Source organism: Haloferax gibbonsii (assembly GCF_001190965.1).
GTDB classification, from domain to species: domain Archaea; phylum Halobacteriota; class Halobacteria; order Halobacteriales; family Haloferacaceae; genus Haloferax; species Haloferax gibbonsii.
This window is the reverse complement of sequence record NZ_CP011947.1, coordinates 2,684,340-2,696,218: the sequence shown is the minus strand read 5'-3', so window position 1 is coordinate 2,696,218 and position 11,879 is coordinate 2,684,340. Positions and strand designations below refer to the sequence as shown.

General features: G+C 68.6%; 15 protein-coding genes. 8 read left to right on the top strand and 7 right to left on the bottom strand.

Annotated features, from left to right (window positions below; genetic code table 11):
- Positions 1-5: 5 nt before the first annotated feature.
- The 6 genes from ABY42_RS13705 (at position 6) to ABY42_RS13680 (ending at position 5,502) form a co-directional block, all read left to right on the top strand.
- The gene (locus ABY42_RS13705; protein ID WP_050459766.1) at positions 6-869 is read left to right on the top strand and encodes a 16S ribosomal RNA methyltransferase A; all 864 of its coding nucleotides are present in this window, start codon (positions 6-8) and stop codon (positions 867-869) included.
- A 9-nt stretch (positions 870-878) separates the two neighbouring features.
- On the top strand, positions 879-2,111 hold the full coding sequence (locus ABY42_RS13700) for a mechanosensitive ion channel family protein (RefSeq protein WP_004974585.1): 1,233 nt from the start codon (positions 879-881) through the stop codon (positions 2,109-2,111).
- Entirely contained in the window at positions 2,108-2,704 is a 597-nt protein-coding gene (locus tag ABY42_RS13695; RefSeq protein WP_004974586.1) for a HemK2/MTQ2 family protein methyltransferase, read from the top strand. The genes ABY42_RS13700 and ABY42_RS13695 overlap by 4 nt, the downstream gene beginning before the upstream one ends.
- A gap of 59 nt (positions 2,705-2,763) precedes the next feature.
- The gene (locus ABY42_RS13690; protein WP_004974587.1) at positions 2,764-3,771 is read left to right on the top strand and encodes a vitamin-B12 independent methionine synthase; all 1,008 of its coding nucleotides are present in this window, start codon (positions 2,764-2,766) and stop codon (positions 3,769-3,771) included.
- A complete protein-coding gene (locus ABY42_RS13685; protein ID WP_004974588.1) occupies positions 3,768-4,841 on the top strand; it encodes a methionine synthase in 1,074 nt (357 codons plus the stop codon). The genes ABY42_RS13690 and ABY42_RS13685 overlap by 4 nt, the downstream gene beginning before the upstream one ends.
- Before the next feature lie 160 nt (positions 4,842-5,001).
- On the top strand, positions 5,002-5,502 hold the full coding sequence (locus ABY42_RS13680; protein ID WP_050459765.1) for an ester cyclase: 501 nt from the start codon (positions 5,002-5,004) through the stop codon (positions 5,500-5,502).
- A 23-nt stretch (positions 5,503-5,525) separates the two neighbouring features.
- Here the strand turns inward: ABY42_RS13680 and ABY42_RS13675 are convergent, their stop codons facing one another.
- The 5 genes from ABY42_RS13675 to rpl7ae all read right to left on the bottom strand — a co-directional run bounded on the left by ABY42_RS13675 (position 5,526) and on the right by rpl7ae (position 7,579).
- Positions 5,526-6,098 (bottom strand): hypothetical protein, encoded by a 573-nt coding sequence (locus tag ABY42_RS13675; protein ID WP_004974590.1) that lies wholly within the window; start codon positions 6,096-6,098, stop codon positions 5,526-5,528.
- Positions 6,099-6,318: 220 nt separating this feature from the next.
- Positions 6,319-6,783: a nucleoside-diphosphate kinase gene (ndk, locus tag ABY42_RS13670; RefSeq protein WP_004974592.1), complete on the bottom strand. Its 465-nt coding sequence runs from the start codon at positions 6,781-6,783 to the stop codon at positions 6,319-6,321.
- Entirely contained in the window at positions 6,783-6,983 is a 201-nt protein-coding gene (locus ABY42_RS13665) for a 50S ribosomal protein L24e (protein WP_004974594.1), read from the bottom strand. Before ABY42_RS13665 ends, ndk begins: the two co-directional genes overlap by 1 nt.
- Before the next feature lie 2 nt (positions 6,984-6,985).
- Entirely contained in the window at positions 6,986-7,210 is a 225-nt protein-coding gene (locus ABY42_RS13660) for a 30S ribosomal protein S28e (RefSeq protein ID WP_004042966.1), read from the bottom strand.
- Between the two features lie 6 nt (positions 7,211-7,216).
- On the bottom strand, positions 7,217-7,579 hold the full coding sequence (rpl7ae, locus tag ABY42_RS13655; protein ID WP_004042964.1) for a 50S ribosomal protein L7Ae: 363 nt from the start codon (positions 7,577-7,579) through the stop codon (positions 7,217-7,219).
- Positions 7,580-7,953: 374 nt separating this feature from the next.
- On the opposite strand from rpl7ae, the gene tmcA reads away from it, so the two are divergent.
- Positions 7,954-10,242, top strand: a complete 2,289-nt coding sequence (gene tmcA / locus ABY42_RS13650) for a tRNA(Met) cytidine acetyltransferase TmcA (protein ID WP_050459764.1) — start codon at positions 7,954-7,956, stop codon at positions 10,240-10,242.
- Positions 10,243-10,340: 98 nt separating this feature from the next.
- Positions 10,341-10,505 carry a hypothetical protein gene (locus ABY42_RS19885; RefSeq protein ID WP_004974596.1) on the top strand — a complete coding sequence of 55 codons (165 nt, stop codon included), beginning with the start codon at positions 10,341-10,343 and terminating at the stop codon, positions 10,503-10,505.
- Positions 10,506-10,605: 100 nt separating this feature from the next.
- On the opposite strand, the gene ABY42_RS13645 is transcribed toward ABY42_RS19885, so the two are convergent.
- Both ABY42_RS13645 and ABY42_RS13640 read right to left on the bottom strand, forming a co-directional pair.
- Positions 10,606-11,340, bottom strand: a complete 735-nt coding sequence (locus ABY42_RS13645) for a GNAT family N-acetyltransferase (protein ID WP_004974597.1) — start codon at positions 11,338-11,340, stop codon at positions 10,606-10,608.
- Positions 11,341-11,437: 97 nt separating this feature from the next.
- Positions 11,438-11,878: a hypothetical protein gene (locus ABY42_RS13640; RefSeq protein ID WP_050459763.1), complete on the bottom strand. Its 441-nt coding sequence runs from the start codon at positions 11,876-11,878 to the stop codon at positions 11,438-11,440.
- Position 11,879 lies beyond the last annotated feature (1 nt).

The following is an 11,879-nucleotide window of genomic DNA, read 5'->3' as shown; positions in this document are numbered from 1 at the left end:
TCCCAATGACGAGCGACGGCAGCGAACAGGTCCGCGGGGCCGGCGCGCGCGACCCGGACGCCCTCATCCGGCGGGCGGGCGCTCGCGGGAACCCGGACCACGACCAGCACTTCCTCGTCGACGACCGCGTCGTCGACCGCATCCCGACGTACCTCCCCGAGGACGCGGACCGCTCGCACGTCCTCGAAATCGGCGGCGGGCCGGGCGTCCTCACGGACCGACTGCTCGGCGTCGCCGACCGCGTCACCGTCGTCGAACAGGACCGGACGTTCGCCGAGCACCTGCGCCGCGAGTTCGCCGACGAGGTCGAAGCGGGACGGCTCACCGTCGTCGAGGGCGACGCGCTCGAGGTCGACCTGCCCGAGTTCACCGCATGCGTCTCGAACCTCCCGTACGGCATCTCCTCGGAGATTTCGTTCCGGCTGCTCCCCCGCGGGAAGCCGCTGGTGTTGATGTTCCAAAAGGAGTTCGGCGAGCGGATGGCCGCCGAGGCGGGCACCTCGGAGTACGGCCGCCTCTCGGTGAGCACCCAGCACTACGGCGAGGTCGAGGTCTGCGAGCACGTCCCCCGCGAGGCGTTCGACCCCAAGCCGGCGGTCCAGAGCGTCGTCGTCCGCATCACGCCGCGCGACCCGGAGTACGAGGTCGAAGACGAGGCGTTCTTCCTCGACTTCGTGAAGGCGCTGTTTACCCAGCGACGGAAGACCATCAGAAACGGCATCCGAAACACGGCGCACATCTCCGGGCTGTCGGACCCCGAAGCGGTCGTCGAGGCGGCCGACGAGGACGTACTCCGAAAGCGCGCCGGCAACATGGCTCCCGCGGAGTTCGCCGAACTCGCGGAACTCGCCGCGTCGGTCGGCCGGTAACCTAACTCCATGATACGCCCCGCGCTCGCCGTGACCCTCTCTCGTCTCGCCTCCGCCGGCACGCCCCTCCAGAGCGACACGGTTCTCGACATCGCGTCGCTGTTCCCGACGTTCGAACTCCGCGTCGCCGCGAGCCTCCTCGTGACCGTCGCCGTCGTCGCCGTCTGGCGACTCGGCGCGCGACTCCACGACAAGGAGGTCGACGCCGTCTCGATGCCGGTGTGGCATCTCTCGGTGACGGTGCTCCGACTCGTCGTCGTCGCCGGCGGCGGGGCGTTCGTCTTCGCGGTCTGGTCGCTGTCGGGCGACATCGGCACGATTTCGGCGCAGTACGACCTCAACAGGCAGACGTTCGTCCGCATCGCGCTGTCGGCGGCGTTCGTCGTCGGCGCGTACGTCCTGACGAGCGTCCTCGGTCGGTTCATCGGCGAGATTGCGAGCACGCGACCGGAGATTTCCGACCACCAGCGCGAAATCATCTACCGCATCGCACAGGTGACGACCTACCTCGCGACGCTCGCGGTCATCCTCGGTATCTGGCGGGCCGACCTCGGCGGCTTCCTCGTCGGCGCTGGCTTCCTCGGCATCGTGGTCGGGATGGCGGCGAGACAGACCCTCGGCGCGCTCATCGCGGGCTTCGTCATCATGTTCTCCCGGCCGTTCGAAATCGGCGACTGGGTCGAAGTCGGCGACCACGAGGGTATCGTCACCGAAATCACGGTCGTGAACACGCGCATCCAGACGTTCGACGGCGAGTTCGTGATGATTCCGAACGACGTGGTGAGCTCGGAGAGCCTCGTCAACCGGAGCCGAAAGGGCCGACTCCGCCTCGACGTCGAGGTCGGCGTCGACTACGAGACCGACATCGACCACGCCGCGGACGTGGCGCAGGCGGCTGTCGAAGACCTCGACGAGGTGCTCTCGGTGCCGAAGCCGCAGGTCGTCGCCAAGCGGTTCGACGACTCCGCGGTCGTCCTCGGGGTTCGCCCGTGGATAGACCGCCCGAGCGCCCGCCGGTGGTGGCGCGCCCGCACGGCGACCATCTCGGCCGTCCGCGAGACGTTCGCCGAGGAGGACATCACCATCCCGTTCCCGCAGCGCGCGCTGTCCGAGCGCGACCCCTCGGGACCGATTCCGCTCACCGATACGCGGCCCGAGGCGAGCCCCGAAGCCGACGGCGGCGTCGAGGGCGGTGAGGCCGATGGCGACGCCTCGACTGGTTCCACGGAGGCCGACGAATGACCGACCTCGCCGAGCGCCGCGGGATGAACACCTCCGTCTACCAGCCCGCGGAGGACTCCGGACTGCTCGCGCAGGCCGCGGTCGGGCGCGTCTCGGGACGCGTCCTCGAAGTCGGCACCGGCTCGGGCTGGGTCGCAGAGCAACTCGCGACGAAGACCGACGCCGACGTGGTCGCGAGCGACCTCAACCCACACGCCTGCCGGCAGGCGGCCGAGCGGGCCGCAGCCATCCGCGCCGAGGGCGGCCGCGGCTTCGAGGTCGTTCGCGGGAGCCTCGTCGAGCCGTTCCGCGACGACGCCTTCGACGCGGTGGCGTTCAATCCGCCGTACCTCCCCGAGGACCTCGAAGCCGCGCGCGACGACTGGATGGAAGTCGCGCTCACCGGCGGCGAGGACGGCCGCGAAATCATCGACCCGTTCCTCGACACGGTCGGCCGCGTCCTCAAGCCCGGCGGGACCGTCTTCCTCCTCGTGAGTAGCTTCACGGGCTACGACGAGGTGCTCGCCCGCGCCGAGGCGAACGGCTTCGGCCACGAGGTCGTCGTCCAGGAGTCGTACCCCTACGAGACCCTCACGGTGCTCGCGTTGGAATAACCAATGCGCATATGTTGATACAGGAAATATTATAGGCCGTCATTTCTTAGCCAGGAGTGATGACTGAACTCGTCTCGACGACACCGGGACTGTATCCCCTCCCGGATTGGGCGAAACAGGAGCTTTCCGACCTCAAGGGTCACCAGAAACACGACCTCATCTCCGGTAACGAGGGCGCGGACATCGTGAGCGCGTACGACCGCGCCCGCGAGGAAGTCGTCTCCGAACAGACTGACGCCGGTCTCGACCGCGTCGTCGAGGCGCAACTCCGCTGGGACGACATGCTCGCGCACCCGCTGACGGTCCACGAGAACGTCGAGACCGGCGGTATCGTCCGCTACTACGACAACAACAACTTCTACCGCGACCCGCAGGTCCGCGGCGAACTCACCTTCTCCGGCGACGTCGCGGCCGAACTCGACGCCACCGCCGACCTCCTCGGCGACGAGTCGCTGCAGGCGGTCCTCCCCGGCCCGTACTCGCTTTCGGACCTCGCGACCGACGAGCACTACGGCGACGAGGCCGACTTCCTCGGCGCAGTCAGCGAGTTCCTCGCCGGCGAGGTCGACGCCTTCCCCGACCACGAGACGCTGTTCCTCCTCGAACCCTCGCTCGTGTTCTCGCCGCCGGGCGAGGACGTCGACGAGCGCGTCGCCGAGGCCATCTCCGCCGTCTCCGACGCGACCGACGCCGACGTGGTCGTCCACACCTACTGGGGCGCGCTCGACGAGAAGGTCTACGCGCACCTCATGGACGCCGACGTCGAGGCCATCGGCTTCGACTTCGTCGCCGGTGACCGCGACCAGACGCTCTACAACATCAACGAGTACGGCACGAAAGACGACATCGCCCTGGGCCTCGTCGACGGCCAGAACACGCTGGTCGAAGACCCCGACACGGTCCGCGAGCGCGTCGAGTGGACCCTCGACAACGTCCAGAGCCAGACGTTCGACACCGCCTACGTGACCTCCAACACCGAACTGTTCTACCTGCCGGAGAACCGCGCGACGGAGAAACTCGCCGCCCTCGCGGCCGCCACCGAGGACGAACTGGAGGTGGAAGCATGAGCCGCGACGCCGAGAACCGCGAGCAGTTCCGCCCCGAAGGCCACGAAAACGAGCACTTCCTGCTCACCACCGTCGTCGGCTCCTACCCGAAGCCCAAGTGGCTCAACCGCGCCAACGACCTCGCGGAGGACCCCGACTCCAAGTTCACCCAGGAGCACCTCCACGAGGCCCACGACGACGCCTGTCGCGTCATCACCCGCGAGCACGAGCGCTCCGGCCTCGACACCGTCGTCGACGGCGAGATGCGCCGCGAGGAGATGGTCGAGTACTTCGCCCACCGCATCCCCGGCTACGAGTTCAACGGCCCGGTGAAGGTGTGGGGCCACAACTACTTCGACAAGCCCTCGGTCGTCGGCGAGGTCGAGTACGACGAGCCGTGGCTGGTCGACGAGTTCGAGTTCACGAGCGACGTGGCCTCCAAGCCCGTCAAGGTCCCCATCACGGGCCCGTACACGCTGGCTAGCTGGTCGTTCAACGAGCACTACGACTCCGAGGCCGACCTCGCGTACGCGCTGGCCGACCTCGTCAACGAGGAAATCGAGAAGCTCGTCGAGGCGGGCGCGACCTACATCCAGATCGACGAGCCCGCGCTGGCGACGACGCCGGACGACCACGCCATCGTCGGCGAGTGTCTCGAACGCATCGTTGCGGGCATCTCCGACGAGGTCCGCATCGGCCTCCACGTCTGTTACGGCGATTACTCCCGCATCTACCCCGAACTCAACGACTACCCAATCGACGAGTTCGACGTGGAACTCTGCAACGGCGGCTACGAGCAGATTGACGTGTTCACCGACCCCGAGTTCGAGCCGGACCTCGCGCTCGGCGTCCTCGACGTGCACACCACCGAAGTCGAGACCGTCGAGGAGATAAAGGAGAACATCAAGCAGGGTCTGAAGGTCGTCCCGCCGGAGAAGCTCACCGTCTCGCCTGACTGCGGCGTGAAGCTCCTCCCCCGCGAAGTCGCCTACCAGAAGACGGAGAACATGGTCAAAGCCGCCCGCGAGGTCGAAGCCGAACTCGACGCCGGCGAAATCGACCTCGACGCGCCCGTCCCGCAGGCCGACTGAGCGGCTGAGTGTCCGAGCGCCCGAACAACTCCCCGTTCGTCTTTCTTGTCCCTATCGAACCCCAGAGTCGCAGACTCCCATCGCGTTCTCGCCGCCGTGAGTGTCTCCCCGTCCTGTACGTGAAATAAATGTTAACATAGCACATAGCGTATCGCTCGGTATGGGCACCGAATCAGTCGCACCGGAACGGACGAACGTCGAACTGTGCCGCCGATACGTCGAGGAGTTCGTCAACGAGGGGGACGCGGCGGCGGCCGAGGAGTTGGTCCGCGAGGACGTCGTCACTCACCAGTTGGGCGTCGACGTCGACAGAGTGGGGAGAGACGCGCTGGTCGACCAGATACTCGGTTTCCGGGGGGCGGTTCCGGACTGGACCCTCGCTGTCGAAGACGCGGTCGGCGAGGGCGACCGGGTGATGATGCGGCTCACGGCGCGGGGGACGCCGCAGGAGCCGTGGGGGAACCTCGTCCCGACCGGGAAGTCGTTCGAGCAACCGGCGTTCTTCGTCTTCCGACTCGAAGACGGCCGCATCGTCGAGCAGTGGAACCTGGTGAACCTGATGGGAATCGCGCGCCAACTCGGGTTGCTTCCGCCGGGGCCGCGGGTCGTCGCCAAACTGGCGGCCCGGCGCATTCGGTCGCGCCTCGGCGGCGGCCGGTGACGCGGTCGAGCCGACAGACCGAGTTAGACGCGCTCGGGCTCGAACGAGCGTTCTCGGGTCGCGTCGTCTCCGACGTCGGCACCACCGAGCCCGCGATTGCCCTCACTCCCGATTCGCCACCCGCCGTCGGCACCGCGGACTAACGGAAGCTCCGTCCCGACGGCGTCTGAAATCTCTTCGGGTGGCACGTCGCACGCCGCGGCGATGCGTTCGAACCGCGAGCCGCCGGTCAGCGCCTCGGGAACCGGAACCCAGACCGTCGCGGTCCGGTCGTCGGGCGTCGCGAGCGCGAGGTCGAGTCGCACGCCGTCCCGGCGAGAGAAGCGGGCGAAACCGCTCGCTCCGCGCCGCCGCTCGGGGACCACGTTCGTGACGACGCCCGAATCGACGTGGTCGAGCGCGCGCAGGCCGGCCACGCGGAGTTCGACGTCGCGGATGTCGGTCGGCCCGAGGACGACCGGACGCACGAGCGTCGAGAGCGTCGCCGCCAGTCGCGCGGTCGTCCACGCCGCCACCGCGGTCGCGCCGAGCATCGCCACCGCGCCGACGACGAACAGCGCCGCGAGCGCGAGGAGTACGAGTTCAACTTCGACCATGTGACACGTTTCGCCGGGCGACGAGAAAACCGTTGTTCGCCGCGCGGTGGACGGTCAGGTCGCGGTGACGGTCGTCGCCGGCAGTCCTGGTGTGACTGATGATAGTCTTTCGCACACTCCATTGTCGACGGGAGCGTCCCCGTCGGCTGGAGCGCGGACGAGAGGGGAGACGTGGCCGCCGCTCCTCTCGGCAGAAAACGTGAGAACCGCGAGACGAGACTTACTCGTAGAGCCAGGTCTCGTCGATGCGCTCGTAGTCGACGAGTTCGTCCTCGTCGAAGAAGAGCGCGATTTCGCGCTCGTTCGCGCCCTCGTCCTCGTGGTCGGAGCCGTGGATGACGTTCCGGCCGAGGTCGAGACCGTAGTCGCCGCGGATGGTGCCGGGAGCGGACTCTGCGGGGTCCGTCTCGCCCATCATGCCGCGGACCTGTCGCGTCGCGTCCTGTCCTTCCCAGACCATCGCGAAGACGGGACCGGACGTGATGAAGTCGACGAGACCCTCGAAGAAGGGCTTGCCCTCGTGCTCACCGTAGTGGTCGTGAGCGAGCTCCTCGTCGATCTGCATGAACTTGCCGCCGACCATCTTCAGACCGCGGTCCTCGAAGCGGGAGACGATGTCTCCGATGAGGCCGCGCTGGACGCCGTCGGGCTTGACCATCACGAAGGTGCGCTCTGCGTCGGACATCAGTTGTCCTCCGACTTGCCGCTCGCGCGGCGACCGGCCTCCGTCCACTCGAGGTCGCGGGCCTCGCGGCCGAGGAAGTAGTTCTTCTCGGCCTTCGAGTCCTTGAAGTGGAGGATGGTACCGTCGGTCTTGACGTACATCGTGCCCGTGCCGGGCTCGATTTCCTCACCGCTGTAGTCGCACGTGCGCTTTTCGACCATTGTTACTGCCCTCCGATGGAGTCGGCGTCACGCTGAGTCTCGCGGAGCTGGAGGATGTCGCCCTCGCGGACGGGACCCAGCACGTTTCGCGTGATGATACGGCCCTGGTTGGAGCCTTCGCGGATGCGGCACTTGACCTGCATGGCCTCGCCGTGCATCCCAGTCTTTCCAACGACTTCGATGACTTCGGCAGGCGTCGAGTCGCTGGCTTGTTCGTCCGCGCTCATGGTCGGTTATCGAAGGTCCTCGACCTTAGTCGCGATGTCCTCGACATCGTCGGACGCGTCGCCGGCGTCGACGATGGCGGCCGCGGCACTGCCGACTTCGAGGCCGGCGGCGTGGCCGATGTCGTCCTGCGTCTCGACGAAGATGAACGGAATGCCCTTCTCGTCGGCGAGTTCGGGCAGGTGCATGACGATCTCCTCGGGGGAGACGTCTTCCGCGATGAGGACGAGCTGGGCGTTGCCCCGCTCGATGGACTTGGTCGTTTCGTTGGTTCCTTTCTTCACGATACCAGTATCTCGGGCGACCTCGAGCGCCTCGACGGCGCTGTCAGCGAGGTCGGCCGGTACGTCGAAGTCTACGTAGACAGCCATTGTTGTTCACCTATATCCTGCTCGCGGGCTCGACTCCCTCGCCGGTATCACACCGGTCGGTCGGTCGCGACCGGTCAACGATTTCCCTACGGCGAGGAGGTTCATCAACCCCGGACAGGCTGTAACCACTCTTTGCTTCGGCCCCCATAAAAGCGCTTTCAAAATCGTACCGCCGTGCGACGCGTCCGCACGACCCGCGAAACACCCGATTTCTCGCCGACCGAAGCGCCACGGATTCGCGTGTCGATTGCTCACACGAGACACTCGTGGCGGGGTGTGACACGCCACCGAAACCGCCGGCTGAACCGACTGGGAGACGAGCGCGCTCACACCCGACCGAAGGATGTGAATAGTCGCGCCGGCGTATCGCCCCCATGACCGAACTCGGCGACGACCCCGACGTCGAGGCGCTCGCCGCCGCCCGTCGCGAGGAGGCGCTGGCGACGAACCAGCGACGCCTCCTCGTCCTCGCCGGCGACCGGGACGCCGGCATCGACGCCGCCTTCGACGCGGTCCGCGGGGCCGACGTGCCCGACGACGAGGTGACGTTCGTCACCGCCCGGGAAGGATTTCGCTTCCACCGCGTCGAACCGAAGCGCGCCTCGTCGCTCCTCGGGACGACCCGGACGCTCGTCGTCCTCGACGCCCACGAGGACTTCTCGGCGAACGCGCTCGGCCGCGTCGCCGGCGCGGTCGACGGCGGCGGCCTGCTCGTTTTGCTCGCCCCCTCTCTCGACGAGTGGGCGGTCCGCCGCGACTCCTTCGACGAGCGATTGGCCGTCCCGCCGTTCTCCGTCGCGGACGTGACCGGCCGCTTCCGCGGCCGACTCGTCTCGACGCTCCGGGACCACCCCGGCGTCGCCCTCGTCGACCTCGATTCGGGGACCGTCGAGCGCGACGGCGCGTACCGACAGGGAATCAGTTTCGACGCCGCCCCGCCGCGGATACCGAGAGAGAAGAACCGAAGGTTCCCGCGGCGCGCCTACGAGGACTGCCTCACCGCCGACCAGTCCGCCGCGCTCGCCGCGCTCGAAGCGCTGGCCGAACCGGACACTGCCGTCGTCGTGGAGGCCGACCGCGGCCGCGGGAAGTCGAGCGCGGCGGGCCTCGCCGCCGGGAGTCTCGCCGCGGAGGGCGCGGACGTAGTCGTGACCGCGCCCGGAAAGCGAAACGCCGCCGAGGTGTTCGCCCGCGCGGAGCGACTCCTCTCCGAACTCGGCGCGCTCCGAGGCGGCGGCGCGGACGATTTCGACCTCGCGGCCGAGAGCGGCGGTCGCGTCCGCTACGTCTCACCGACGGAAGCCGGCGCGGCGGCGGCCGACGCCGACGCGCTCGTCGTGGACGAGGCGGCCGCCCTGCCCGTCAGGCTCCTCGAATCGTTCCTCGCCGCGCCCGCGGTCGCCTTCTGTACGACCGTCCGGGGCTACGAGGGCGCGGGCCGCGGCTTCGCCGTCCGCTTCCGCGACCGCCTCGACGACGCGGACCGCGAGGTGACCGACGCGCGCCTCGACGACCCGATTCGCTACGCCGCCGGCGACCCCGTCGAGTCGTGGACGTTCCGCGCGCTCCTCCTCGACGCCCGGCCGCCGGTCGACCAACTCGTCGCTGACGCGACGCCCGATACCGTCTCCTATCGGGCGTTTTCGCCCGACGACCTGCTGGCCGACGAACACCTGCTCCGCGAGGCGTTCGGCCTGCTCGTCCTCGCGCACTACCGGACCGAACCGGACGACCTCGCGCGACTTCTCGACGCACCGAACCTGACGCTCCGGGCGCTCACCCACGAGGGGCGAGTCGTCTCGGTCGCGCTCCTCGCCCGCGAGGGCGGCCTCGACGCCGACACCCGCCGGCACATGTACGACGGCGGCCGCATCCGCGGGAACATGCTCCCCGACGTGTTCACGAGCCAACTCCGGGACGAAGCGGCGGGCGTCCCCGTCGGCTACCGCGTGATGCGCATCGCCACCCACCACGCGGTCCGGTCGTCCGGCCTCGGCTCGCGGCTCCTCTCGGAGGTACGCGACGAGTTCGCGGGCGACGCGGACTACCTCGGCGTCGGCTTCGGCGCGACGCCCGAACTCCTCTCGTTCTGGCGCGACAACGGCTACGGCACGGTCCACCTCTCGACCACCAGAAACGACACCAGCGGCGAGTACTCGGCGCTCATGATGCGCCCCCTGTCGCCCGCCGGCCGCGACCTCCGGGACCGCCACGCCGAGTGGTTCCTCGGCCGCGTCGGCGACGTGCTCGGCGACGCCCTCTCGGACCTCGACGCCGACGTGGCGCGGGCCGCGCTCGCCGCCGTCGACGCCGGTGCCGACCCAAGCGCCGACGCCGCGTTCTCGCCGGACCTCTCCGAGTACGAGTGGCGCGTCGTCGTGGGCGCGTCCTACGGACCGGGGCTCTACACGACCGCGCCCGGCGCGTTCCGGCGAATCGGCCTCGCGCATCTCACGAACCCGGACCGGGCCTCGTTGACGCCTCGGGAGGAGCGACTGCTGGTCCGCAAGGTCTTCCAGATGCGACCGTGGGACGCCGTCGCTGACGAACTCGACTTCCACTCGACCGCGGGGGCCATGCGCGCGCTCGGCGACGCCTACGAACCGCTCGTGGACGAGTACGGCACCGACGCGGCCCGCGAGGAACGCGAGCGATTCCGGTAGCGCGCGGTGAGCGCGAGCCGTGCCGCGGGCGAGGGGGCGGCGAGCCGACCGTCTCGCTCGCCGACACACCGATAGTCGTCGGAACCGACGCTCATCGTATGGCCGAGTGTAGCGAACCCGACTGCGAGAACGTCGCGGCGGTCAGGCTCTACGTTCCGTGGGACGCCGACAGAGACGTCTGTACGGCCCACGCGAGGGCGCTCGTCCAGCAGGACGGCGTCGTCGCCGAACCCCTCGACGGGGCCGAAGACGACTGGTCGTAGCGCCGCCGGTCGCGAGCGGGGGCGGCGGCACCCCGACGCGTCGCTGGCCGGAGAAGACAGCGCGCAGAAATTCAGGGTCGGAGACGGGGCCGGTCAGCGCTCACCGGAGCGTGACGGCCATCATCACTTCGTCGACGTAGTCGCCGTCTATCTTGTAGTGGGCGTCGCGGACGGCTTCGGTCTCCCAGCCGTGGCCTTCGAGGAACGCGATTGCCTCCTCGTTGGTCGCCGGAACGCTGTTGTAGAGCTTCTCGAAGCCGCGCTCCCGAGCCCAGTCGACGCCGCGGTCGAGGAGCTTGCTCCCGATGCCGTGGCCGCGGAACTCCGGTCGAGTGCCGACCGTCAGGACGGCGGTGTGGCTCAGCTTCTCCGCCTCGGGCAGGTCGAGGTGGACCCAGCCGGCGAGTTCGTCGCCGACGGTGGCGACGAACACCATCCGGGAGTTGACGTCGTTGTGCCGGAGGACGACCTCCTCGTGGTCCAGCAGGTCGGCGACCGTCTCGGCCTCGATGTACCGGCCCTCGTCGGCGACCTCGTGGATGGCGTCGACGAGGCTCTCCAAGTCGACGTTCTGGGCCATCCGAATCGTCACGTCGAGGTCGCCGAGTTCGACCGTCTCCTCCTCGCCGGGCGCGTAGGCCACCTCTACGTAGTTGCCGACCTTTCGGATGTAGCCGTCCCGTCGCAGAACGGTCAGGTGCGCCCCCAGCGCCGCCGGCTCGAAGTTGAGCGCCCGCCGCACCTCGTCCTCGCGGACGGTCCCGTGGCGCTCGATGTACTCGTAGATATCCTTGCGGTCTTTGTGTCCGAAGTTGAGACTGTCAGTTACTTCCATGGTACACAATCACACTCATGATTTATAATTGTTGTTCGTGCCGGACCCGACGACAGTCGGTGGAGCCGACGGGTGAATCGGGGTCTGTGCGCCGCCCTCAGCTCCTCTCGGGGACGCAGGTCAGCAGTTGGGCGGTGTCGAGCACGTCGTGGGTCCGCAGCAGGACCTCGGCTGCCTCGCGGACCGTGAAGTCCGCGTCGAGGTCGACCCCGTAGCACCGGGCGTACATGTCGAGCCAGTCGTTCATCGCCCGGTGGAGGAGTTCGAACTCCTCGCCGGTGAAGGAGACCTGCCGGTCGCCCGTCCGCGCGCTGACGTAGAGCGAGACCGCCGGGCCGACGCCGTCGCGGGCGCATTCGAGCGCGCGCTGGTCCGCGGCGGACGGCGGCGGCGGGTCGAACGACTCCCGCGCCTCTCGCGCCTCGGCGGCAAGGGCTCTGGCGCGCTCCCCGAACCGAACGTCTTCGGGATGTCGCTCCTCGGCACCGCGACCGTCGGCGACGGCGCGGGACTCCGAGTGGGTCGCCTCGCGACTCATG

Excerpts from the sequence above, each read along its gene's own strand:
- ABY42_RS13705 (WP_050459766.1), top strand. The coding sequence starts at position 6 with ATGACGAGCGACGGCAGCGAACAGGTCCGCGGGGCCGGCGCGCGCGAC.
- ABY42_RS13700 (WP_004974585.1), top strand. The coding sequence starts at position 879 with ATGATACGCCCCGCGCTCGCCGTGACCCTCTCTCGTCTCGCCTCCGCC.
- ABY42_RS13695 (WP_004974586.1), top strand. The coding sequence starts at position 2,108 with ATGACCGACCTCGCCGAGCGCCGCGGGATGAACACCTCCGTCTACCAG.
- ABY42_RS13690 (WP_004974587.1), top strand. The coding sequence starts at position 2,764 with ATGACTGAACTCGTCTCGACGACACCGGGACTGTATCCCCTCCCGGAT.
- ABY42_RS13685 (WP_004974588.1), top strand. The coding sequence starts at position 3,768 with ATGAGCCGCGACGCCGAGAACCGCGAGCAGTTCCGCCCCGAAGGCCAC.
- ABY42_RS13680 (WP_050459765.1), top strand. The coding sequence starts at position 5,002 with ATGGGCACCGAATCAGTCGCACCGGAACGGACGAACGTCGAACTGTGC.
- ABY42_RS13675 (WP_004974590.1), bottom strand. The coding sequence starts at position 6,098 with ATGGTCGAAGTTGAACTCGTACTCCTCGCGCTCGCGGCGCTGTTCGTC.
- ndk (WP_004974592.1), bottom strand. The coding sequence starts at position 6,783 with ATGTCCGACGCAGAGCGCACCTTCGTGATGGTCAAGCCCGACGGCGTC.
- ABY42_RS13665 (WP_004974594.1), bottom strand. The coding sequence starts at position 6,983 with ATGGTCGAAAAGCGCACGTGCGACTACAGCGGTGAGGAAATCGAGCCC.
- ABY42_RS13660 (WP_004042966.1), bottom strand. The coding sequence starts at position 7,210 with ATGAGCGCGGACGAACAAGCCAGCGACTCGACGCCTGCCGAAGTCATC.
- rpl7ae (WP_004042964.1), bottom strand. The coding sequence starts at position 7,579 with ATGGCTGTCTACGTAGACTTCGACGTACCGGCCGACCTCGCTGACAGC.
- tmcA (WP_050459764.1), top strand. The coding sequence starts at position 7,954 with ATGACCGAACTCGGCGACGACCCCGACGTCGAGGCGCTCGCCGCCGCC.
- ABY42_RS19885 (WP_004974596.1), top strand. The coding sequence starts at position 10,341 with ATGGCCGAGTGTAGCGAACCCGACTGCGAGAACGTCGCGGCGGTCAGG.
- ABY42_RS13645 (WP_004974597.1), bottom strand. The coding sequence starts at position 11,340 with ATGGAAGTAACTGACAGTCTCAACTTCGGACACAAAGACCGCAAGGAT.
- ABY42_RS13640 (WP_050459763.1), bottom strand. The coding sequence starts at position 11,878 with ATGAGTCGCGAGGCGACCCACTCGGAGTCCCGCGCCGTCGCCGACGGT.